Raw genomic sequence first — 22,690 nt, 5'->3', positions numbered from 1 at the left:
GAAGCGCTGCAGCGAAATTTCGAAAGCTTCTTTTGATGTCTCTTTGATTCGACCAGCTTGGTCTCAAGCACCTTCGTAGCATATCTGACGTTGGCAGATGTGATACAGATAGCGTCTTGATATCGAATTTTGTGTCGAATTCGAATAAAATGGTAGTTATCACTACCAACGCAACGAGAGCCTATCTCTGATACCTCGCTATAGGCTCTGAGCAAAATTGTGTCTTACCGGATGCAACGCATGCTCTTTGCGATCTAAATCACAAATTTTGGAGCCACCTTATGTCATCCGACACCACCATGGAGTCTGCTGGACTCTCGTCCCTTGCCAGAACAGGCAATAGCAATCAAGAAGCATCCAGCGATGCACTCGAAGCCAGCCAGATCACCAGCCCCCCGCAATTGAATGATGTGCAACTCGACGATAAATATACGTCGAACAGCGGCACGATCTTTTTGTCAGGTATACAAGCACTGGTGAGACTGCCCATGATGCAGCGCCAGCGCGACCTTGCTGCGGGCTTGAATACGGCGGGATTTATTTCCGGTTATCGTGGTTCCCCTCTGGGTGGCCTGGATGAAACATTGTGGAAAACCAAAAAACTGCTGGAGCAAAACCATGTGCAGTTCGTGCCCGGCGTCAATGAAGACCTGGCCGCCACCTCAGTCTGGGGCTCGCAGACGGTAGACCTGATAGGCCCGGCCAAATACGATGGTGTATTTGGCATGTGGTATGGCAAAGGCCCGGGCGTGGATCGCAGCGCCGATGTCTTCAAGCATATGAACCATGCAGGCACATCCAAACATGGCGGTGTCTTGCTGGTGGCTGGTGATGACCATGGTGCGTATTCATCGACTCTGCCACACCAGTCTGATCATATTTTCTCTGCCTGCATGATCCCCATGCTGTATCCCAGCAATGTGCAGGAATACCTGGACCTGGGCTTGCATGCCTGGGCCATGTCGCGTTTCTCTGGCTGCGCTGTCGGCTTCAAGGCGCTGGCGGATACGGTAGAGTCCACCTCGTCTGTGGATGCTGATCCTTTCCGTCTGCAAATCAAGATACCGCAAGACTTTGTCATGCCTGAAGGTGGCCTGAACACCCGTTTGTCTCTGGACACCCTGGGTATCCAGGCACGCAAGCAGGAAGCCCTGATGCAGGATTACAAAATCTATGCAGCCCTGGCCTATGCCCGTATCAACAAACTCAACCATGTCACCATAGACAGCCCGACTGCGCGCCTGGGCATCGTTGCCTCAGGCAAGTCTTACCTCGATGTGCTGGAAGCACTGGAAGAACTGGGCATCGATGAAAAATTCGCAGCCGAGATAGGCATACGCCTGTTCAAGGTATCCATGCCCTGGCCGCTGGAACCTGACGGCGTGCGTGAATTCGCCCAGGGGCTCGATGAAATCCTGGTGGTTGAAGAAAAACGCCAGATGGTCGAGTACCAGCTCAAGGAACAACTATATAACTGGCGCGACGATGTGCGTCCGCGCGTTATCGGCAAGTTTGATGAAAAAGGCGAATGGGTACATCCGCGTGGTGAATGGCTGTTGACCTCGAAAGCTGATTTCTCGGTAGCACAAATTGCCCGCGTGATTGCCTCACGCATAGCCCGCTTCCATACCAGCGACCTCATCAAGGCACGCCTGGCGTTTCTGGAAGCCAAGGATGTGGTGCTCAGCAAGCAAGTCAATACGCCAGCGCGCCCAGCTTACTATTGCTCAGGTTGCCCGCATAATACCTCGACCAAGGTGCCTGAAGGCAGCCTGGCACTGGCTGGTATTGGTTGCCACGTCATGGCAACGGCGATTTACCCTGAATTCAATAAACTGACGACCCATATGGGTGGCGAAGGTGCGCCGTGGATAGGGCAGGCCGCATTTTCGACTTTGCCGCATGTGTTCCAGAACCTCGGTGACGGTACTTATTTCCATTCCGGCTACCTGGCAATACGCGCAGCCGTCGCTGCGAAGGTCAATATCACCTACAAGATTTTGTATAACGATGCCGTTGCCATGACGGGTGGTCAGCCTGTCGATGGCATTATCAGTGTACCTATGATGGCACAGCAGATGGCGGCAGAAGGTGTCAAGCGCATCGCCCTGGTGACTGAGGATTTGTCGCGTTATACCGATCGCTCCAACCTGCCGAGCTTTCTGACCCTGCATGACCGCAAGGACATGGATGCGGTGCAGCGTGAGTTGCGCGACATCCCCGGCGCGACCGTACTCATTTACGACCAGACCTGTGCCGCAGAGAAACGCCGTCGCCGCAAAAAAGGCGAATTCCCTGACCCTAACCAGCGCATGTTCATCAATGAAGCGGTCTGCGAAGGCTGTGGCGACTGTGGCGTGCAATCCAACTGTACGTCCATCATGCCGGTGGAGACGGAATTTGGCCGCAAGCGCAGCATAGATCAGTCGTCCTGCAACAAGGATTATTCCTGCGTCAAGGGTTTCTGTCCCAGCTTTGTTACAGTAGAAGGCGGTAAGTTGGTCAAGTCCAAGACTGGCACGGCAAAGACTGATGACTTTGGCGCGCTGCCAGAACCACAATTGCCAGCCTGTGAAAGCTCTTACAATATCCTGTTGAACGGCATAGGCGGCACAGGCGTGATCACGGTTGGTGCCCTGCTGGGCATGGCCGCACATCTGGAAGGCAAGGGCGCGTCGGTACTCGACATGACAGGCATGTCGCAAAAAAATGGCTCAGTGACTTCGCATATACGCATCGTCAACCAGGCTGACAAATTGCGTGCACAGCGCATTGCGACTGGTGAAGCTGACCTGATTTTGGGTTGCGATATTTTGACCGCTGGCGCACATGACGCGATTTCCAAGATGCGCGCAGGCCGTACCCGTGCCGTCATCAATACCCATGAACAACCGACTGGCCCGTTTGCGAAGAACCCTGACTGGCAATTCCCGCTGGAATCAGTAGAGCACCTGATTTCTGAATCAGTCGGCGGCAATGTTGATTTCATCAATGCCACCAAGCTGGCAACGGCACTGATGGGTGACTCTATCGCTACCAACCTGTTCATGCTGGGTTTTGCTTACCAGAAGGGCGCGATACCGGTATCCGAAACAGCCTTGTTGCGCGCCATAGAACTGAATGGCGTGGCGATCGAAGCCAACAAGAAAGCCTTCCTCTGGGGCCGCCGTGCAGCGGTGGATTTTGCCCGCGTTGAAAAAATCGCCATCCCTGGCCAGCCTGTTGTCATCCAGATGCCGCAAAGCCTGGATGCACTCATCAAACGCCGTATTGCGGTATTGACGGATTACCAGAATGCCACCTATGCCCAACAATATGTGGACCTGGTCGATAAGGTCCGCAAGGCTGAATCTGCATTGAACGCTGGTAACAAGTTCAGCATGGCAGTTGCCAAATATGCGTTCAAACTCATGGCATACAAGGATGAGTATGAAGTCGCACGTCTGTACACCAATGGCGAATTCGCCGCGAAACTGAAGCAACAGTTTGAAGGCGACTTCAGCCTGAAATTCAATCTGGCTCCGCCTATCTTCTCGAAGAAAGATGGGCAGGGTCATCTGGTCAAGGCGCAATATGGTTCCTGGGTCTGGCAGGCATTCAAGCTGCTGGCCAAACTCAAGGGCTTGCGTGGTACGGAACTGGATATCTTTGGCCGCACAGAAGAACGCAAGGCCGAACGTGCCCTCATTGTTGAATATACCGCACTGATGGAAAAGCTTGCTGCGGGTTTGAATGCAGACAATCTGGAACAGGCCGTTGCCCTCGCTAGCCTGCCTGAAAAAATACGCGGTTATGGCCATGTCAAAGAAAAGGCCATGCAGGCGTATCATGCAGAGAAAGCAGTTTTACTGAAGCCTCAAAATACAACAGTGATCAAGGAAGTGTCGCGCGTAGCGTAATTTCCTATTGGCAATCTGCAATCTGGCAAGTCGGGCGGGAAGCCTTGCTTGCCAGTCTGGAGTCTATAGTCTTGTGTTGGCAATTGTATGGATAGTTGGTATTTTATTAAAACCCAATGTTCATGAAGCTTTTCAGACATTTTGCTGCCATAAGCCACGCCCAGCTTGAGATTGTCCTTTTACATTTTCATATTGACGTTTACGTTAACGTCATATAACTTAGCCTAACCCAAACACAGTGATTGTTGCCAAAAGACAATAATCATTGTGATAAAACAAGACCGATGAGGAAGACATGACTGACCTGTCCGTTGCCCAGAACCTGACTGAATACAAACCTGCCAACAAAGTGCGCTTTGTTACCGCCGCTTCCCTGTTCGATGGCCATGATGCCTCGATCAATATCATGCGCCGCATTTTGATGGCGAATGGTGCAGAAGTGATCCATCTGGGCCATAACCGTTCGGTAGAAGAAATCGTCACAGCCGCCTTGCAGGAAGATGCCCAGGGCATTGCCATTTCCAGTTACCAGGGTGGCCATGTTGAATACTTCAAATACATGATAGACCTGCTCAAGCAACGCGGCGGTGCGCATATCAAAGTATTTGGCGGCGGCGGCGGTGTCATCGTGCCGGAAGAAATAGCCGACCTGCATGCCTATGGCGTGACCCGTATTTTCAGCCCTGAAGATGGTCAGCGCATGGGACTGGTGGGCATGATCCTGTCGATGATACAGGTTTGCGACAGTGACCTCTCTGGCTATGCACCAACGACGCTGGCAGTATTGCAGCAAGGCGATATCGCCGATAAGCACCGCCCGCTGGCGCAATTGATTACGGCGCTGGAAAACGACAAGGTCGCGCCAGAATTGCGCACGCAATTGATGGAAGTAGCAAAAGTCAGCAAGACACCAACCCTGGGTATCACGGGTACTGGGGGGGCAGGTAAATCTTCACTGACGGATGAACTGATACGCCGCATACGCCTGGACCAGGATGATCACCTGAACATTGCCCTGATTTCCATAGACCCATCGCGCCGCAAATCTGGCGGTGCCTTGCTGGGTGACCGCATACGCATGAATGCCATCAACCCCTGGAAGGGTAAGCTCAAGGTCTTCATGCGTTCACTGGCAACCCGTGAAGCCGGTTCCGAGATTTCGCAAGCCTTGCCAGATGTGATTGCGGCCTGCAAGGTCGCCGGTTTTGATCTGGTCATCGTCGAGACTTCAGGCATAGGCCAGGGTGACGCTGCAATTGTGCCGCATGTCGACGTCTCCATGTATGTCATGACACCAGAATTTGGTGCTGCGTCACAGCTGGAAAAAATCGACATGCTGGATTTTGCCGATTTTGTCGCCATCAATAAATTTGACCGCAAAGGCGCGCAGGATGCCTTGCGCGATGTTGCCAAGCAATACCAGCGCAACCGCGAATTATGGACACAGAAGCCGGATGAAATGCCAGTCTACGGCACGCAAGCCTCACGCTTCAATGATGACGGCGTGACTGCCCTGTATCAAGGCATCTTGCCAGCATTGGTGCAACGTGGTTTGCTGGCGAAGCCCAGCAAACTGGCTGCCATAGACGTGAAATATTCCAGCGCCAAAAATGTCATCGTGCCACCAGCCCGCAGTCGTTACCTGGCTGAGATTGCTGACACGGTACGCGCCTATCACAAGAATACCGGCAAGCAGGTTTTGATTGCGCGTGAACGCCAGCAACTGCAAGAAAGCAAGCGCATGCTGTCAGTGGCTGGCAAGTCTGCTGATTTTGATGACTTGATTACTGAACGTGAAAACCGTTTGGATGGCGAATCCAAAAAACTCATCAGCATGTGGCCAGACATGCAGGCTGCCTATGCCGGTGATGAATATGTCGTCAAGATTCGCGACAAAGAAATACGCACCCGCCTGGTACAGCAATCCCTGTCTGGTACCAAGATACGCAAAGTGGCTTTGCCACGCTTTGTCGATCACGGCGAAATCCTGCGCTGGCTGATGCTGGAAAACGTGCCCGGCTCTTTCCCGTTTACCGCCGGTGTATTTGCCTTCAAACGCGAGGGCGAAGACCCTACCCGCATGTTTGCCGGTGAGGGTGACCCTTTCCGTACCAACCGTCGCTTCAAGCTGGTGTCGCAAGGCATGGATGCGAAACGCCTGTCGACTGCTTTTGACTCAGTGACACTGTACGGCGCAGACCCGGCCATACGTCCGGACATCTACGGCAAGGTTGGCAATTCCGGCGTCTCCGTCGCGACGCTGGAAGACATGAAAGTTTTGTACGATGGCTTTGATCTGTGTGATCCGGCCACATCGGTATCGATGACCATCAATGGTCCGGCACCGACGATACTGGCCTTTTTCATGAATACTGCGATTGACCAGCAGATGGAAAAATTCCGCGTCGATAACAAGCGCGAGCCGACTGCCGATGAATCCGCCAAGATACGTGCCTGGGTATTGCAGAACGTGCGCGGCACGGTGCAGGCAGATATCCTGAAAGAAGACCAGGGTCAGAACACCTGCATCTTCTCGACAGAATTCTCGCTGAAGGTCATGGGCGATATCCAGGAATATTTCGTCCATCACCAGGTGCGCAATTTCTATTCTGTCTCAATCTCTGGTTACCATATTGCCGAAGCAGGCGCGAACCCGATTTCTCAACTGGCGTTCACGCTGTCGAATGGCTTCACCTTCGTCGAAGCCTATTTGGCACGTGGCATGCACATTGATGATTTTGCGGCCAACCTGTCCTTCTTCTTCAGCAATGGCATGGATCCTGAATACACCGTGCTGGGCCGTGTTGCCCGTCGTATCTGGGCAGTGGCAATGCGTGACAAATATGGTGCGAATGACCGCAGCCAGAAACTGAAATACCATATCCAGACCAGTGGCCGTTCCCTGCATGCACAAGAGATCGACTTCAATGACATCCGCACCACGCTGCAAGCCCTGATTGCGATTTACGACAACTGTAACAGCCTGCACACCAATGCCTATGATGAGGCAATCACCACGCCTACGGATGAATCTGTACGCCGTGCTTTGGCTATCCAGCTCATCATCAATCGCGAATGGGGTCTGGCGAAAAATGAAAACCCTATCCAGGGCAGCTTCATTATCGAAGAACTGACTGACATGGTAGAAGAAGCCGTCATGCAAGAGTTTGAGCGCATTGCTGAACGCGGTGGTGTACTCGGTGCAATGGAAACCGGCTATCAGCGCGGCAAGATACAGGAAGAATCCATGCACTATGAACACCTGAAACATGACGGCACTTTGCCTATCATCGGTGTGAATACCTTTCGCAATCCTAAAGCCAATGACACACCACAAAAAATAGAACTGGCGCGTTCGACTGAAGAAGAAAAGCAATCGCAGTTGCAACGTCTGGCGGATTTCCATGGCCGTCATGCGGATGTGGCACCGAATGCATTGGCGGCTTTGCAGCAGGCGGCGATCAATAATGAGAATGTGTTTGCAAGGTTGATGGATGCGGCGCGGGTTTGTTCGCTGGGGCAGATTACGACTGCGCTGTTTGAAGTAGGAGGGCAATATCGTCGCAACATGTAGTTGTGTCACGCCGATAAATCCATTAAGCGGGCGCATTACTGCGTTGCAAATGCGCGCAATACCGACGTATTGCTGTGCTTTGCGCCTTGTACTGCATCCCGCTGAATGAATTTCTCAGCGTGCCACGGATACGGCTGATTGGTAAGGCGACGCTGCGCGCGCCTTTATAGAGCACAAAAGCCCGAAAACTCTTCGGGCTTTTTTGTTTTTTGCTAGACGCTATTTATTGCTAGAATACCTATCTACAATTAATCTGGTCATGGCTGCGATGCTGCAGCTTCTAGGAGTATTCCATGCGTACCATTCTCGTTTTAGCTTGCGTCTCTATTCTTGCTGCCTGCAACAAACCACCAGAACCCAAGGTTGAACCCAGCGCTTCGGCCAATATTCTTTCCGAACAGAAAGCACAGCTGGATAAGGCGAAAGAGGCGGCGCAGTTGATGCAGCAGAAGGCGGATGAACAAAGGGCGATTGTTGAGGTCCAAACGGGTGGGGCTGCTGCCAAGCCTGCGAAGGGTGATGCGGGCAAGTAGCGTTGCTTTGTGGGGCACTTGGCTGCAGGCTGGTAAGCAAAATATGTTTTTCCAATAGGAGCGCTTCATGTTGATTTCTTTTCGTCGTCTTGCCCTGGTTTCCTGTCTTAGTCTGCCTTTGCTTGCTCATGCGCAATTGCCTGTGCAGGCCAATCCTGATCATGAGGCCATGCTGGCCAGTGCGGATGCGCGGCTGGCTGCGAACAAGCGGCTGGTGTATGACTTTTGGCGGGAAGTGTTTGAAGGCGGGCATATGGAGCTGGCAGACAAATATCTGGCCGAGTCCTATATGCAGCACAACCCAGGAGTAGGGACAGGGCGTGCGGCTTTTGTCGAACTCTTCAGCAAATTCGTCAAACCCAAAGACATACAGGCCAGGGTCAAGGCGCCGCTGGTGGCGATTACTGCCGAAGGCGACAAAGTGATTTTGAGCTTTGTCAGTACTGTGCCAGATCCCAAAGATGCCAGCAAGAAATACACGACAACCTGGTTTGACATGTTCCGCATAGAAAACGGGAAGATTGCAGAACACTGGGACCCGGCTTTAAAAGACAGTCATTGAAAGGTTTGCAGACAGATGTTGCATAAAAATTTGATTTCAGAAGCGGCATCTTTGCCAAGTGCGTGGCGGTCTGCCATCTTGGGCAAGGCTGGTGGTGCGCAAGTCAAAGTCTTGCGCATGGATGAATGTGACTATCCTGACGAAACCCACGACTTCACGGAAGCGCTGCTGGTGCTGGATGGGCAAATGAATCTCGACATTCACGGCGAGATTGTCGCTGTCAAAGCGGGTGAGCTGTATCTGGTGCCTGCGCATACTCCGCACGCGGTTGCGGCTGGCAGCAGGGGTACCCTGGTTATCATTGATCAGTGAATTGCAAGAATATTGGAATAAGTTTTAGCAGCAGATCGTGTACTTCATCTTGAATCTATATTTAATACGGAGACAGCATCATGCAAAAAATCACCCCTTTCCTCTGGTTTGATCATCAGGCTGAAGAAGCCGTACAGTTTTATCTCGACATCTTCAAGGATGCAAAAATTCTCAGCATTGCCCACTATGGTGAAGGCGCACCCCTGCCCAAGGGGACGGTGCTGACCATCAAGTTCACCATGGCCGGGCAGGAATTTGTGGCACTCAATGGCGGCCCGCATTACAGCTTCACTCCGGCGATTTCTTTTGTCATCGATTGCGAGTCGCAGGAAGAAGTAGATTATTACTGGGACAAATTATTGGCGGGCGGCGGCAAAGAAAGCCAGTGTGCCTGGCTGACGGACAAGTACGGTCTCTCCTGGCAAGTCGTGCCACAAGCCCTGATCAATTATCTCAATGACGCTGACCCGGCCAAGGCGCAAAGGGTCATGATGGCTATGTTCCAGATGAAGAAAATTATCATTGCTGACCTGGACAAAGCCTATAGGGGATGAGTTTGTAAAAAATGTAAATTTTGTAAATATTTCTGCCTATATCCAAGTTTTGATTTTATTTATGTAAGATTGCCAGACCCAAAATTCAGCGTATATGAATTGCTATGAATCGCTGATTGCCAGTCTATAAGTCACTTACATCCAAAGGTAAATAAAATTGAAACTACCAAAGCCATTGATTGCTGCGTTTTTTTTGTTCGCCGTGACGGGGTTTGCCATGGCTGAGACCATCGTCGTGAATCCTTATGGTAAATACCTGGAAGGTGAAGATGTGGAAGTGGAAATGGCGCAATTTGCTGGCAGAAATGCAGATGGCTTGTATGATGTCTTGCTGAAGATGAAGGGGGCTGCGGCGTTCAATGCCGGTATCGATGGCAAGACCATCAAATACCGCGCAGTACATGGCGGTTCTGGCGTTGATTACCAGCTCAATGGCAAGACACGTATGTCGCTAAGGCAAAATTCAGGCGGATCTGCTTCGTCTTATCAAGTGTTTTTGGATGGCAGAACAATTTCCATTAGTGAGGTAAAGTCAAAATCTCAAGAGGTGCGGCCCCTGCATTTGCTGACTGCCTCGACAGAAGCTGCAAAATAAATTGTCTGCGCTATGACACAAATGCCTGTTCTGATGACAGGCTTTTTTTTGCCCGCTCACTATCGATTCCAGTATCCCGACGCGTAAGTGTATTACTCGCTAAAATATGTGTGAAAATGCAATTTGCTGCAGGCTACTTTGCAGACCATTGCCGACGTATGAATTTATTGTGTGTTTTAGCGGAATTGTATGCATACCAGAAAACTTTTACTGACTTTGTTTGAATACAAGGCCTGGGCCAATGCCGACTTGTATCAGCTGGCAGCCAGCGTCTCGCCAGACGAGCATGCGCGTGAATTGCATGATGCGATACGCATCCTCAATCATATCTATGTAGTTGACCAGATTTTCGTCGCCAACCTGCAAAGCCAGCAACATGGCTTTACTGCGCTGAACACCAAAGAAACACCCACGCTGGCCGATTTGCAGCGAGGCGTGCAAGAAGTGGATCAGTGGTACATGGACTATGTCGCTGCCCAGCAAGAAACCAGGTTCGCAGATGACATACGCTTTACTTTTGTGGATGGTACACCTGGCTGCATGTCCCGTGGTGAGATGTTATTGCATGTAGCCACCCATGGAAATTATCACCGGGGTGCGGTTGGCCGTATCTTGTTCCAGATAGGCAAGCAGCTACCGAAAGATACTTTGACCGTATTCCTGAGCCAGCAAACGGCTGCTCAGTCTTGACTACCATACGCAGAGCCAGTGATTCGGATGCCAGCGCCCTGCAGGCAATTTACCAGAAATGCCTGGTTGAAGCTGCATGGCAGCAGCGTGCTGTAGAAACCATTCCCGGTTTTGCTGATGTTACTCATGGCGAAACAGTGTGGGTCGCAGTGGATGCAATGGATCATATATTGGCCGTTCTTGCAGTGCAGGAAGGTGATGCCTATATCCATCACTTGTATGTAGATCCTCAAGCGCAAACGCAGGGTCTGGGCAGGGCTCTGTTGCAGCATCTGCAAACTTATTTGCCTTTCCCCTGGCAATTGAAATGCGTGGCACAAAACCATGCTGCCCTGAAATTTTATCAGCATCTGGGATGGCATCAAATCGAACAGGGGCAAGGTGAAGATGGGGTTTATTATCTGTTGGAACATACTGGGCCACTTCAGGAAAATAATTCCACTGAATAATTATCCCTATGAAATATAAAAAAATACTTGCGACCTGCTTGTTGGCAGTATCTGGTTGTGCTTGCGCAGATGTTGACGTCAATATCAAATTTCTGCATCCACAGGCACTCGAAGTGAGTTATCAGTTACCACCGGCATGCGCTCAACTGGTTTTTAAAAAGCATGGCAGTGATGCAGCAAAAATACGTAGTAGCTGGCAGCCACTTGATGCTTGCAGCAAGGCGGATGGTGAGCAAGCGAGCAGTCAGCAGGCGGCGTGTACGCAATTACGTTTCCAGGTACCTGTCAGTGCGAATAAAGTGCGGGGGTATCCCGCAGCTTTTCCCGTGGGTGACGCGATTTACGTTCATACCAGCAATTTTGCCGTGGATGAAAGTTGCGGCAAAGTGAACTACAGTTTTAGTGCACCTGGTATTGCCATGAATGCTCGGTTATTTGCAGACAATGCCAGGCCCGCTGATGGAAACGGTGGTGATATGGCTGCCTTATTATTGCCAAAGCAATTAAAGGTGGTGGGTAATTTTATTGGCTATTTTGACGCCGCAATGGGGGAAGCCAATATCAGCAATATACGCAAAACGGGTGACGAAAGCGTCACTTTTTTGCGCCAGGCTTTGCCAAAAGCAAAATTCGAGATGCCCATCGTTGCGGTCTCCAGGGTTGCAGGTCCTGGTGGCCTCAGGCCAGATGGCGACGCTGCCGACGTCATGCGTCTGGCTTTTGTCAATTGGCCCTTGCAGCCGGATGCGGAGACAGAACGCATGATGACCTTGTTTGTGTCGCATGAATTTAGTCATCGTTTTCAAATGCGTGATGCGACTGATGCCTATGCCGATGCACGCCTGATCCATGAGGGTGGTGGCGAATTCTTGCGCTGGCTGATGGCTGTACGCAAAGGATGGCTGAACCATGAGCAGGCAGCTGAAGACTTGAACATGGCTCTCGGCGATTGTCTGCTGCATGTGCGTCAGTCCAGTTGGGGCAATTTGACAGCAAATCAGATACGTGGCGGGCTGCTTGATTATCGCTGTGGTCTGGCAGTCTATGTATACGGATTGGCAGCCAGGCAGGGCAAGGCAGGACCATTTGAGCGTTTTGATGGTTTTTATGAGGAACTCAGGCAGGTACCGGCGCAGGCACCAAGGCCAGATTTTGCCCAAGCCCTTGAATGTGGCGATGAACATGACTGCAAAAGTACATGGTTGCCCCGACTGCTCGGCAAGCAGGAAAGCATGCAGGCTGTCTGGATAGATTTTTTCCGTCAAACGGGGCTAGCCCACCCGGTCGTCGCCAGCCAGCAACAAAAGAATGCCATGATCAATCAAGCCATGCAGGAATTGATGAGAGCGGATTGCGGCAGCGCCAGCATGTTTCCACAAGCGGACAAAATCAGCGTGGATGAAGTCAAGGGTTGCAAGACACTGCGTGGTGGCATGAATATCATCAAGTCTGAAAATTTGCCTTTATATAATCATTCTGACACCCTGGCTGCCACCATAGCTGCTTGCAGGCTGCGGTCGCAGGTAAGATTGACCATGGACTCTGGCTTGCAATTGGACCTGCCCTGCAGGCAGGCATATGAGCCTGTTGAGCAATTTTATGCAGTTGATATGAAGAAACTATTAGCTAGCCTGGACCGCTGATTGCATAAATTTGTACCTCGCCAGATTTGCCGCTTGTAGTCTGTGCAGGTTTGAGGAATACTGAAAATGTAAGCTGTATTTACTTTCGACACCATCCCTTAGCTCAATCAGGAAAGCCCATGCCAGGCAAAGTTGAAGTATCCAGAGTTGCCCTATACCGCGCCATGGTAGAGCAGGCTCAGGATGCCTTGCTTGTGTTAGAGGGAGAGCATTTCATTGATTGCAATCCCAGTGCGGAAAGAATGTTTGGCTTATCAAGAGAGCAATTGCTGTCCAGCTCGCCTGTGCATCTGTCTGCCGCCACTCAGTTTGACGGGCGTGATTCCCTTACTGCTGCCAACAGCTATATAGAACTGACCAAATCTGGTCAGCCCCAACATTTTGAATGGGCTTCCCGCAGGGCAGATGGTAGCCTGTTCACTTCTGAAGTAGCCTTGAATCTCCTGGAAGATAATGGTCGACTATGCATCGTTGCCGTGGTACGTGATATTTCAGAGCGTAAGCAGGCAGAACTGGCTACGCGCAAGAAAAATGAAAAACTCCGCGTTTTACTGGAAAATTTTCCTGGTGGTGTTTCACTGATCGATGAAAATCTCAGGGTCGTGGCCTGGAACGGTGAGTTGTTGCGTATGCTGGATTTGCCAACAGCCCTGTTTCAGGGACAGCCACCCTTGGCGCGTGAAGTGTTTGAAGCGAATATCAAACGTGGTGAATATGGTGAGTTCAGCAGCGCCAGCGATGAAGAAAAACTGGCCAAGCTCATGGCCATCATACAAAGCGATGTCCCTTATTCTTATGAACGCCTGCGTTCTGATGGCAGCATTATAGAAGTGCGTGGCGTGCCGGTAGAAGGTGGTGGCTTTGTTACCACTTGCATGGATGTGACAGCCAAACGCCGTATAGAAATTGAATTCCGCAAGCAATCCCTGTTTCTGAAAGCCGTGCTGGCACATATGCCCCAGGGTCTAAGTGTGTTCGATGATCAGTTGAAACTGTATTTGTGGAACCAGGGTTTTCTTGATGTGCTCGATTATCACCCCGATGCGATTTACCAGGGGGTGCCATTTGAAGACTTATTGCGCATCATGGCCGAACGTGGTGAGTATGGGGAAGGTGATATTGAAGAACTTATCAGCACCCGCCTGACTCTGGCCAGACAGTTTCAGGCGCATGAGTTTGAACGCACCCGCCCAAATGCCCATACCCATCTGGTGCAGGGCAAGCCCATCCATGAAAATGGCAAGTTGCAAGGTTTTGTCACCACCTATACCGACATTACTGAACTCAAAAAAGTGCAGACGGCCTTGTCGAAAGCCAATAGTTTGCTGGAACAGAATATCGCCGAGCGCACTACAGAGCTACGCCATACCCAGGATGATTTGATGCGCAGTGAAAAACTGGCAGCCCTGGGTTCGCTGGTGGCCGGTGTAGCGCATGAACTCAATACTCCCATCGGCAACAGCTTGTTGACAGCCAGTACCCTGCAAGCCAAGACCCAGGAATTTGCCCAGAAGGTGAGTGACGGCAATATTCGCCGCTCGGATCTGACGGCTTATTTGCAGGCGGCGCAACATGCCAGTGAGTTGATAGAGCATGGCTTGAACAATGCTGCTGATCTGGTTGTCAGCTTCAAGCAAGTGGCTGTCGACCAGGCCAGTTCCAAGCGCCGCCGTTTTAATCTCGGCAAGGTTTGCCATGATGTGATTGCCACCATGATGGCCAAGATACGCCAGGCGGGTCTGCGTATCAACATGGATATACCAGAGCAAATAGAACTGGATAGTTTTCCGGGGCCGCTGGATCAGGTTATTTGCAATCTGGTCGATAATGCCATCCTGCATGCCTTTGAAGGCAAGCCCGACGGACAAATCTGGATCAGCGCCACCATGCTGGGGCAAGACAGGGTAGAACTGCGCTTCGACGACAATGGTGTGGGCATACCCACAGAAAATCTGGGCCGGGTATTTGATCCCTTCTTTACCACCAAGCTGGGTCAGGGTGGTACCGGACTGGGCATGAATATCGTCTATAACATCGTCACCAGTTTGCTGGGTGGCGATATCCGCATAGAGAGTGAAGAAGGTGCCGGTACCAGTTTTGTCATGCAAATCCCTCTTGTCGCAACTGTCAATGATACTGACTCTGCTGATCCCGCTGGTCCGGCTGACTAATGCGCTCGGGTATTACCGGTTTGAGAAGAGCGGTCGGCTATACTATCTTTCTTTTTGCATCAAGAAAGCCCTTCATGTCCCAATTTCCCGCCTGCCCAGTCTGCTCCATGGAAAATACTTACCCAGATGGCGACAACTATATCTGCGCCGATTGTGCGCATGAATGGCCAATGCAAGCCACATCGGCAGCGGAAGATAGTGATGAGCGCATCGTCAAGGATTCAAACGGCAATGTACTGGCTGATGGCGATGCAGTTGTCCTCATCAAGGATCTGAAAGTCAAAGGTTCGTCTACCACATTAAAAATGGGTAGCAAAGTCAAAAGCATACGCCTGGTCAGCGGCGACCATGAAGTCGATTGTAAAATGGACGCAGGCAATTTCATGTTAAAAGCCTGTTATCTGAAAAAAGTCTAATCTGGAGTAATGCATGCGGCACATACTGGTCTATGGTGATTCTTTGTCCTGGGGCTTGATCCCGACGACACGCAAACGTCTGAACTTTGAAGAGCGCTGGCCAGGTGTACTGGAGATCGGCCTCAACAGTGCTGACCAGCATGTGCGCGTAGTGGAAGATTGCCTGAATGGACGTCGCACGGTGTGGGAAGATCCCTTCAAGCCGGGGCGCAATGGATCACAAGGTCTGGCGCAGCGCATAGAAACCCTGACACCCTTGTCACTGGTGATCGTTATGCTGGGCATTAATGATTTTCAGTCCATGCATCAGAATGACGCCTGGTTATCCTCACAAGGATTGGCTGTGATTATCAATACCATACGCCAGGCGCCGATAGAACCTGGTATGCAGATCCCGCCCATACTCGTCGTTGTACCGCCACCACCACGCATACCAAAGGGTACGATTGCTCCCAAGTTTACTGGTTGTGAAGAAAAATGTGCGGGTCTGGCCGACGCCTATAAAGAAGTTGCCGCCGCTGCAGGCTGCCATTTCTTTGATGCAGGCAGTGTCGTCACCTCCAGCGAATACGATGGCGTGCACCTGGATGCTGACCAGCATCTGATACTGGGCTGGGAACTGGTCGGTGTGGTGTCTTCGATCTTGAAGTAAGTTTTTATGAGCGCCGACTTGCATGCCATTCAAAACCTGTTGGCCAGGTTTGCCAATAGTTTTGACCTGAAAGACTGGAATGCTTTATGCGGCTGTCTGGCTGCATCTGTTTACACTGATTATTCAGATTTGCGCGGTACCCCACCCGAGCAGATGAGTAATAAGCATTACGCGGAATTACGCCGCATCGCCTTGCAAGATTTGCAGACCCATCATCTGAGTGGTAATACTGAAATAGAATTGACAGGTGATACTGCCAGGGCAAAAGTCTCTACAGTTATTTTTCGCAAGAATGCAGAGGGCCAGACCCTGCACACCCATTGTCTGTATGAATTTGGTTTGATCAAGCCCAGTGGGCAATGGCTGATCAATGCCATCGTCCAGAAAGTATTCTGGAGCGATGGCCAGACTGCGATACACGCCGGTATCGTCAAATAAGAAAGCCACCCCAAAGGTGGCTTTCTTGTTGCGCTAGCAAGCGTAAAGTGAATTACACATCAGGCAAATTGTATCTGACCATCGTAAATGCCCACGAGTGCAATCGCTGCTGAAATATCGGTCGCCGTGACTGCAGAGGCAATTGCGATACCATTCGTGATGGATGCCTCTGGTGTCAGGTAATTCAAACCCCATTCCACTGCAAACTGGTTGGCGACCTTGATTTTGTTGTCCAGCAAATTGACAACCCAGCCCCAGGTCGCATCGCCAGTGAAAGCACGTGCGCCTGCGAGTACGGCACTGACCATGGAACCACGGCTTTGTATGCCGGTATCAAGTTCATTGAGCCAGTATTTCATGCCGGCTGCATCAGCGCCATCGGTCCTGCCCATGGCATTCTTATAAATGATATTGATGAAATCAGTATTGCTGAGGCTGGCGCTATAACCGGTTTGTGCCGGGAACTGGGCTGCCGCCAGGAAAAATGCATCACCTATCTGCTTGAAACTCATGCCTGATTTGAACTGATTGATCCAGTAATCAAGGCCATCGGCATCTGGCACGCGATTGAAATAGGCAACATACAATTCTTCCAGCGCCTTCAATTCCCCAGTCTTGATGGTATGCGCATTGTCATACACTGTGGTATTAACGATGTAGTCGGTGAACTGTATTTTCTCTACATTGTGGGCAGCCCAGTAAGCCGCATTCTGGTTACCCAGCAACATGGTGTTGTTGCCGATTTCCCAGACAAAATAACTACCACCACCTGTACCCAGTTTGGCACTGATGACCAAGGTGTCTGTGCCTGCGCCACCATCAATATAGTCATAACGTACAGATTGAGGCGCACTCAGGCCTATCGTATTATTGCTGCCATCAAACTGGTAAATAGTGTTATTGGCATTCAGGCTGCTGCTGGCACCACTGACGTTGATGATGGTCTTGTCCAGTGTCGTGGATTCAGTCTGTTGTGTGGTACTGAGGTTTTTGCGTATATAACCAGTATTATCTACGGTCGTCAGGCTCAGGCTGGCCCCTGACTTGTAGGCACCGGAGCCATAGGCATCAAAATAGACTTTGTCTGTGGTATTGACAGTGTTGCCGCCTATCTTCCAGGTATAGGCCAGCAAGCTGCTGTCGGGCACCGATGGTTGATAGATGCCGGGTATGCTCGAATACAGGTCAAGATAGTCACCAATGGCGGCATAATATTTCAGCGCAAAGGCTTCTTTTTCAGGCGCACTGAAAGCCACACCCAGGTGATTCATTTTTGAATCCTGGGTTGCGCGCCAAATACCCGTATTACGGTAATAGCCACCTTCATAAGTACCGACCACGCCGAGATCACCATCCTTATAACCAAGCCAGGCAGACCAGGGGATGCGGCTCAGCGAATCGGTGACATGCGGGCTATTCAGGAAGCCAGAATCAGTCACAGGATAATTACTAGCGATGGAAGTATCCACATATTCATCCTGCAGGCCGGCAAAGCTGTGGCCGATTTCATGCAACACCACTTCAGCAGAAGAAATATTTCCGGCAGATGCCCAGGCGATGGAACCACCAGCCCCGCCGTATAGTGCGGTATTGACCAGCACTATCACCAGTTCATGCGCGTCGCTGGCGACAGCGCCATTGACAACCGTATTTACCTTGGAAAAATCACCATACAGCAAACGTCCGTCACTACCATGCTGGGTAGCATCGAAATAGGTATTGACGCTGATATTCTTGTTGGGTTGGTCCGTACCTGATTGTGCAGAGGCGACAAAAATGGCGTTGGCATTAAACAGGTTTTTATACGGTGAAAATGGAGCATTCAGCTTGGCATTGGCATCACCCAGCATATTGTCGAGAAATTTTTGCGCATCTGCCAAAAACTGGGCGCGCTCAGCGGCGGTATAACCTTCAGCGACAAAGACAATATCAACGCGGTTTTTACTGCTGCCATTATTGAGTATGGTGGTGACGTCTGCCATGATGGGTAAGCCCTGTTATAAGTACGGATTTTAGCAACACTGTAGCCCAGCATTGCCGTGTCAAAAGTATTCCCGTAAATATATTAACAAAAACGGGCAAACGCTATCGTACAACAATGTATATGAAAAAAGACATGAATTTCATGTAGGGAATTGCAACAAGTGTTGCAAAATTGAATTGCGATACTGACGGTCCATTTTCTGATGATCCCAGCACGATCAGAAAAGTGCGTTCTGCGCTTAGTACACATCCCGTCTGTACAGCCCCAACTCTGCCATGCGTTCCAGTTTATCCAGACCCAGCAGATTACTCAAGGTCTGGTGCACATCTTCCGCCATGCCTTGCAGGCTGCCGCAGACAAGTATGGCAGCCCCTTGCTCTACCCACAGCCGGATATCAGCCTGTTGCTCTTGCAAGGCATGTTGTACATAGCGGCGCTCAGCCTGGTCGCGAGAGAAGCACAGGCTCACTTTATTGAGCGCACCATTTGTTTTCCAAGCCAGGATTTCTTCGCGATGGAAAAAATCATGTGCTTCATTTCTTTCGCCAAAAAACAACCAATTGTGTAAATGACCATTCGCAGTACGTGCTTTGATGTGGGCACGCAAACCTGCCAGTCCGGTGCCGTTACCGATCAGTATCAGTGGATGGTCTTGCGATGGCGCGTGGAAGTTGCGGTTCTCGCGTATGCGCAGTTTGATGGGTTGCCCGATTTTTGCATAAGCGGTCAGCCAGCCAGAACCTATGCCCAGGCTGCCATCGGGTCTGTGCATCTGGCGCACCAGCAATTCCAGTTTGCCATCGGCAGGCAAGGACGAGATCGAATATTCTCGATGTGGCAGGGCAGGGCGTTCGGCCATATTACTTATCTGCTTATTTACCTGATTTGTGTCCGGGGGATAATCAGGGCCAATTTCGGCGATATCGCCAGCTTGCCACGCATAATCAGCACTGCCAGCATGTTGTGCCGGGACACAGGCGATGCGATAAGCAGGACCACCCAGGCTGCCGGGGTTAAGCAATTCTCTTTCTGTCAATATCCACTCCTGGTAACCAGGTTTGCTCCAGTCTGCCATCTCGGTGTGACCACTGAGCAGGCCCAGATAATGTTGCCAATGACGTAGCGCACCCTCATCGCCGTTATCGACTTCTATCATGTCAAACAGACTATGCGCCTGCTGATGCTTGAGCCAAAGATCCACTCTGTGGGCAAAGGCGCAGAATTGCTGATAATGCCTGTCACCCAGTGCCAGTACAGCAAAATGCAAATGTGATAAATCGATTTTCTGACTCATCACCAGGCGGGTGAAGGCTGCTGCATTGTCTGGGGCATCGCCTTCACCGGTAGTGCTGACGATGAACAGCATGCGGCTGCTCTTGCTCAGGGTTTCCAGCTTGATGCTGGCCATGCTGCTGATAGCAACTGTCATTCCGGCATCTTGCAAATGCTGCGCAGTTTTAAGGGCAATCTGTTCCGCAAAACCTGTTTGACTGGCATAAGCGATCAGTATGCTTTGCTCATTATTCTGATCCAGCTCAGAACTAAAACCTTTGTGCTGGGCAGCTAATTCGTCTTTATGCCTGCGCATGGTTTGCAGGCAAAAACTCAGGTAGCTTATGACGACCAAGGCAGTGCTGAATTGTTTTTGTGCAGGTAAAGGAAGAAAAAAGCTGGCCAGGCACGAGAGAGTCAGGGCCAGGCAGATACGGTTCATCCAGCTTAAAGAAGGCAGGCGCATCTTGCTCAATCCAGCATGGCAATAAGGGTCTGGCTCATTTTTTCTTCAAAGCCAGATGCTGTTCTTTGCAGGAACAAGGCAGCGATCTGATGTTGATTGGCATATGCCAGCCCGGCAGAGCAGCCCAGTACCGTCAGCGCAGTTGCCATGGCATCAGCCACCATGCATTCGGGATGCAATACAGTGACAGATGCCAGATCATTGTCTACCGGGTAGCCAGTGCGCGGGTCCAGGGTATGCGCATAGCGGTGGCCATCCTGTTCAAAATACTGGCGATAATCGCCGGATGTCGCAATCGACAAGCCGTGCAGGGCGACCAGATATTCCTTGTCCAGTTTGCCGCCATTGTCTGCAGGGTTTTCTATTCTGACCCACCAGGGTGACTGGTCTTTTTTCATGCCCAGTCCGCGCAGCTCTCCCCCCAGCTCTATCAAGTAGCTGGTGATTTTTTGCGCATCAAGGTAACGGGCAATCTGATCCAGGGCAAAGCCTTTGGCAATCGACGACAAATCCAGAGCGACGTTGCTGGTACCCGCGCCATTCTGGCGCAAGCGCTGCTCCAGGTGGTCAAGCTCCAGTGATTTCCAGTTGCCCGCTTGCAGGGTGCTGTTGATCTCAGCTTCGGTAGGTTTGTTTGCGCGTTTGCCTGTAGGGCCAAAACCCCACAGATCAACCAGCTTGCCTGTCGTGATATCGTAAGCTCCGCCTGTCTGTTGTGACAGATAGAGGCTGTAGTCAACCAGCTTGAAAAACTCTGCTGGCAAAGATTGCCAGCTATGCGCCGGTGCACGGTTGAACTCGCATAAATGTGAGGAGGGATCCCAGGTACTCATTTGCATGACGACCTGGTTCAGCTCAGCCTCTATACCTGCCTGCAATTCGTGCGCGTCACGGGCCGGCAGGCAGAGTAGTTGCACAGTCCAGCTGGTGCCCATGCTGTTGCCACCGAGTGTATGGCTGATGGCATGGGCAGGCGGAATTTGTGGTGCCGCTACATCCAGCGGTATAAAAACACGACGCATATTCACACAGTATTAATAGCTATTATTGCGGCAAGACTTCCAGCGTTACTACATAACTGGCAACTCTGGATTTGGCTGGAGCTTTGACTTGTTTGTCGTCCTTGATTTCTGCTTCCATCCAGTACATGCCTGCATTTGCCCAGGTCACGCTGAACTTGCCGTCGCTATCAGTGACGAAAGTTTTTTCATCCAGTTTTTGGCGATAACGCAAGCCACCAGCAATCAGGGTGACACTGACTTTGGCTGCTGGTTTGCCATCCAGTGTCAGGCGGAACTGGGCTGTTTCACCAGCGACCAGATCGTTAGGGTGAGTGGCACCGCTCAATTCCAGGCCACTGCCAGTAATATCCATGGCCTTGCCACCGGGTTTACCATTGGTGACAAAAGTTTCTACGCGACCACTGCGTTGTGTGACTTGCAGTTCTTCGGCATTGGCGGGCACTTCCTTGGCAAATGTTTCTGCCGTACCGCGCCAGCGTTTTACCTTGCCTTCTTCCTTGTAGCTGGCGAACAGGCCTTCATTCAGGATACCGATTTTATAGCTGCCGATCTGGCTCAGTTTGACATCAAAGCTGCTGCGGTATTTACCTGTGTTGGCGTTTTCCGGTTTTAATGCCGAGCCATCTGGTGCTGTGATAAACAGGTTATCCAGTTTCAGGGCATTGTGATCAAAAACGAAGACATCGGTAGCAGCCGCTGCATCAACGGTTACCCATGGCGTATTGCCAGCGACAATGGTGGAAGACGGCACCAGAAATGCACGGTGCGCCTGAGCCGTGAAAGCCGCGCAAGCCAGAGCTGAGAAGAGGGCGATTTTTTTAAAATTTTTCATGATGGTTCTTGAGCCTTTTTTACATGTCTATGAGCGTGTCTATTCGCGTATCGATTATTTAATGGTGACAGCAATCGCGCCCAGTTCACTGGTGCCCTGTGCTTTCAGACTTTGCTCACCTTTGGCTTGCCACTGGAATGGCACCTTGACGACTTCACGACCACCACCTTCGCGCGCAGCTTCTACGATGAGTTGATATTCACCAGCTGGCAATTTGGCCAACACACCTTTGTCGCCTGCAAAACTCAGGGTTTGTTCACCTGTTGTACGGGTAGCACCACTTACACCTTCAACCGGCATCTGCAATTCACGACCACTGCGACGCCACCATTGGCGCAAGTCCTTCAACCACTTTGTGCCTTCATTGTCGCGTTTTTTCAAGTCATACCAGACTGACAGGTTGCCAGCAAATGTCTGGTCTGGTTTTTCCACCCAGATGGCAACATAAGGCTTGTGATATTCAGCCACATTCAGGCGCGGTACTTCGACTTTCAGGGTCAGATCAGCCGCGACAGCATTCATGGCCGGGACACCCAGCAAACTGGTGATGGCAAACGGGAGCAATTTACGCATGGATATACAACCTTTTTATGGACAAAGAGTGGACGGTTTAAATCTTTTAAATT

The 22,690-nt window shown here is 51.0% G+C and carries 19 protein-coding genes; 14 read left to right on the top strand and 5 right to left on the bottom strand.

Features of this window, described 5'->3' with window-relative positions:
- The first annotated feature begins 281 nt into the window (after nt 1–281).
- The 14 genes from AC07OI_RS00770 (at nt 282) to AC07OI_RS00705 (ending at nt 16,488) form a co-directional block, all read left to right on the top strand.
- On the top strand, nt 282–3,899 hold the full coding sequence (locus tag AC07OI_RS00770) for an indolepyruvate ferredoxin oxidoreductase family protein (RefSeq protein ID WP_495255969.1): 3,618 nt from the start codon (nt 282–284) through the stop codon (nt 3,897–3,899).
- 295 nt (nt 3,900–4,194) lie between these two features.
- Nucleotides 4,195–7,473, top strand: a complete 3,279-nt coding sequence (gene icmF / locus AC07OI_RS00765; protein WP_495255968.1) for a fused isobutyryl-CoA mutase/GTPase IcmF — start codon at nt 4,195–4,197, stop codon at nt 7,471–7,473.
- Nucleotides 7,474–7,766: 293 nt separating this feature from the next.
- Nucleotides 7,767–8,006: a hypothetical protein gene (locus tag AC07OI_RS00760; protein WP_495255967.1), complete on the top strand. Its 240-nt coding sequence runs from the start codon at nt 7,767–7,769 to the stop codon at nt 8,004–8,006.
- 67 nt (nt 8,007–8,073) lie between these two features.
- The gene (locus tag AC07OI_RS00755; RefSeq protein WP_495255966.1) at nt 8,074–8,568 is read left to right on the top strand and encodes a nuclear transport factor 2 family protein; all 495 of its coding nucleotides are present in this window, start codon (nt 8,074–8,076) and stop codon (nt 8,566–8,568) included.
- A 15-nt stretch (nt 8,569–8,583) separates the two neighbouring features.
- Nucleotides 8,584–8,880 carry a cupin domain-containing protein gene (locus AC07OI_RS00750; RefSeq protein ID WP_492703761.1) on the top strand — a complete coding sequence of 99 codons (297 nt, stop codon included), beginning with the start codon at nt 8,584–8,586 and terminating at the stop codon, nt 8,878–8,880.
- 80 nt (nt 8,881–8,960) lie between these two features.
- Nucleotides 8,961–9,434 (top strand): VOC family protein, encoded by a 474-nt coding sequence (locus tag AC07OI_RS00745; RefSeq protein WP_492703760.1) that lies wholly within the window; start codon nt 8,961–8,963, stop codon nt 9,432–9,434.
- A 157-nt stretch (nt 9,435–9,591) separates the two neighbouring features.
- The gene (locus tag AC07OI_RS00740) at nt 9,592–10,029 is read left to right on the top strand and encodes a hypothetical protein (protein WP_495255965.1); all 438 of its coding nucleotides are present in this window, start codon (nt 9,592–9,594) and stop codon (nt 10,027–10,029) included.
- Nucleotides 10,030–10,218: 189 nt separating this feature from the next.
- Nucleotides 10,219–10,719, top strand: a complete 501-nt coding sequence (locus AC07OI_RS00735; protein ID WP_492703758.1) for a DinB family protein — start codon at nt 10,219–10,221, stop codon at nt 10,717–10,719.
- The gene (locus tag AC07OI_RS00730; protein WP_492703757.1) at nt 10,716–11,168 is read left to right on the top strand and encodes a GNAT family N-acetyltransferase; all 453 of its coding nucleotides are present in this window, start codon (nt 10,716–10,718) and stop codon (nt 11,166–11,168) included. The genes AC07OI_RS00735 and AC07OI_RS00730 overlap by 4 nt, the downstream gene beginning before the upstream one ends.
- Nucleotides 11,169–11,176: 8 nt before the next feature.
- Nucleotides 11,177–12,811: a hypothetical protein gene (locus tag AC07OI_RS00725; RefSeq protein WP_495255964.1), complete on the top strand. Its 1,635-nt coding sequence runs from the start codon at nt 11,177–11,179 to the stop codon at nt 12,809–12,811.
- Nucleotides 12,812–12,930: 119 nt separating this feature from the next.
- On the top strand, nt 12,931–14,982 hold the full coding sequence (locus AC07OI_RS00720; RefSeq protein ID WP_495255963.1) for a PAS-domain containing protein: 2,052 nt from the start codon (nt 12,931–12,933) through the stop codon (nt 14,980–14,982).
- 74 nt (nt 14,983–15,056) lie between these two features.
- Nucleotides 15,057–15,398, top strand: coding sequence for a zinc ribbon domain-containing protein YjdM (locus AC07OI_RS00715; RefSeq protein ID WP_492703754.1), 342 nt, complete (start codon nt 15,057–15,059; stop codon nt 15,396–15,398).
- 13 nt (nt 15,399–15,411) lie between these two features.
- Nucleotides 15,412–16,050 carry an SGNH/GDSL hydrolase family protein gene (locus tag AC07OI_RS00710; protein WP_492703753.1) on the top strand — a complete coding sequence of 213 codons (639 nt, stop codon included), beginning with the start codon at nt 15,412–15,414 and terminating at the stop codon, nt 16,048–16,050.
- Nucleotides 16,051–16,056: 6 nt separating this feature from the next.
- Nucleotides 16,057–16,488, top strand: a complete 432-nt coding sequence (locus AC07OI_RS00705) for a nuclear transport factor 2 family protein (RefSeq protein WP_492703752.1) — start codon at nt 16,057–16,059, stop codon at nt 16,486–16,488.
- Nucleotides 16,489–16,547: 59 nt separating this feature from the next.
- Here the strand turns inward: AC07OI_RS00705 and AC07OI_RS00700 are convergent, their stop codons facing one another.
- From AC07OI_RS00700 to AC07OI_RS00680, 5 genes are all read right to left on the bottom strand, one after another.
- A complete protein-coding gene (locus tag AC07OI_RS00700; protein WP_495255962.1) occupies nt 16,548–18,470 on the bottom strand; it encodes a M64 family metallopeptidase in 1,923 nt (640 codons plus the stop codon).
- Nucleotides 18,471–18,710: 240 nt separating this feature from the next.
- Nucleotides 18,711–20,186, bottom strand: a complete 1,476-nt coding sequence (locus AC07OI_RS00695) for a sulfite reductase subunit alpha (RefSeq protein ID WP_495256341.1) — start codon at nt 20,184–20,186, stop codon at nt 18,711–18,713.
- Between the two features lie 29 nt (nt 20,187–20,215).
- Nucleotides 20,216–21,232: an FAD:protein FMN transferase gene (locus tag AC07OI_RS00690; RefSeq protein ID WP_495255961.1), complete on the bottom strand. Its 1,017-nt coding sequence runs from the start codon at nt 21,230–21,232 to the stop codon at nt 20,216–20,218.
- Between the two features lie 22 nt (nt 21,233–21,254).
- On the bottom strand, nt 21,255–22,064 hold the full coding sequence (locus AC07OI_RS00685) for a DUF4198 domain-containing protein (protein WP_495255960.1): 810 nt from the start codon (nt 22,062–22,064) through the stop codon (nt 21,255–21,257).
- A gap of 54 nt (nt 22,065–22,118) precedes the next feature.
- Nucleotides 22,119–22,637, bottom strand: coding sequence for a DUF2271 domain-containing protein (locus tag AC07OI_RS00680; protein WP_492703748.1), 519 nt, complete (start codon nt 22,635–22,637; stop codon nt 22,119–22,121).
- Nucleotides 22,638–22,690 lie beyond the last annotated feature (53 nt).

The organism is Undibacterium sp. GW821-FHT07F11 (genome assembly GCF_059418665.1).
This window is presented reverse-complemented; position numbering and strand designations above follow the sequence as displayed.

Coding starts and splice junctions, on each gene's coding strand:
- AC07OI_RS00710 (WP_492703753.1), top strand. CDS start 15,412: ATGCGGCACATACTGGTCTATGGTGATTCTTTGTCCTGGGGCTTGATC.
- AC07OI_RS00685 (WP_495255960.1), bottom strand. CDS start 22,064: ATGAAAAATTTTAAAAAAATCGCCCTCTTCTCAGCTCTGGCTTGCGCG.
- AC07OI_RS00725 (WP_495255964.1), top strand. CDS start 11,177: ATGAAATATAAAAAAATACTTGCGACCTGCTTGTTGGCAGTATCTGGT.
- AC07OI_RS00745 (WP_492703760.1), top strand. CDS start 8,961: ATGCAAAAAATCACCCCTTTCCTCTGGTTTGATCATCAGGCTGAAGAA.
- AC07OI_RS00680 (WP_492703748.1), bottom strand. CDS start 22,637: ATGCGTAAATTGCTCCCGTTTGCCATCACCAGTTTGCTGGGTGTCCCG.
- AC07OI_RS00700 (WP_495255962.1), bottom strand. CDS start 18,470: ATGGCAGACGTCACCACCATACTCAATAATGGCAGCAGTAAAAACCGC.
- AC07OI_RS00735 (WP_492703758.1), top strand. CDS start 10,219: ATGCATACCAGAAAACTTTTACTGACTTTGTTTGAATACAAGGCCTGG.
- AC07OI_RS00720 (WP_495255963.1), top strand. CDS start 12,931: ATGCCAGGCAAAGTTGAAGTATCCAGAGTTGCCCTATACCGCGCCATG.
- AC07OI_RS00695 (WP_495256341.1), bottom strand. CDS start 20,186: ATGAACCGTATCTGCCTGGCCCTGACTCTCTCGTGCCTGGCCAGCTTT.
- AC07OI_RS00715 (WP_492703754.1), top strand. CDS start 15,057: ATGTCCCAATTTCCCGCCTGCCCAGTCTGCTCCATGGAAAATACTTAC.
- AC07OI_RS00755 (WP_495255966.1), top strand. CDS start 8,074: ATGTTGATTTCTTTTCGTCGTCTTGCCCTGGTTTCCTGTCTTAGTCTG.
- AC07OI_RS00760 (WP_495255967.1), top strand. CDS start 7,767: ATGCGTACCATTCTCGTTTTAGCTTGCGTCTCTATTCTTGCTGCCTGC.
- AC07OI_RS00750 (WP_492703761.1), top strand. CDS start 8,584: ATGTTGCATAAAAATTTGATTTCAGAAGCGGCATCTTTGCCAAGTGCG.
- AC07OI_RS00690 (WP_495255961.1), bottom strand. CDS start 21,232: ATGCGTCGTGTTTTTATACCGCTGGATGTAGCGGCACCACAAATTCCG.
- AC07OI_RS00770 (WP_495255969.1), top strand. CDS start 282: ATGTCATCCGACACCACCATGGAGTCTGCTGGACTCTCGTCCCTTGCC.
- AC07OI_RS00705 (WP_492703752.1), top strand. CDS start 16,057: ATGAGCGCCGACTTGCATGCCATTCAAAACCTGTTGGCCAGGTTTGCC.
- icmF (WP_495255968.1), top strand. CDS start 4,195: ATGACTGACCTGTCCGTTGCCCAGAACCTGACTGAATACAAACCTGCC.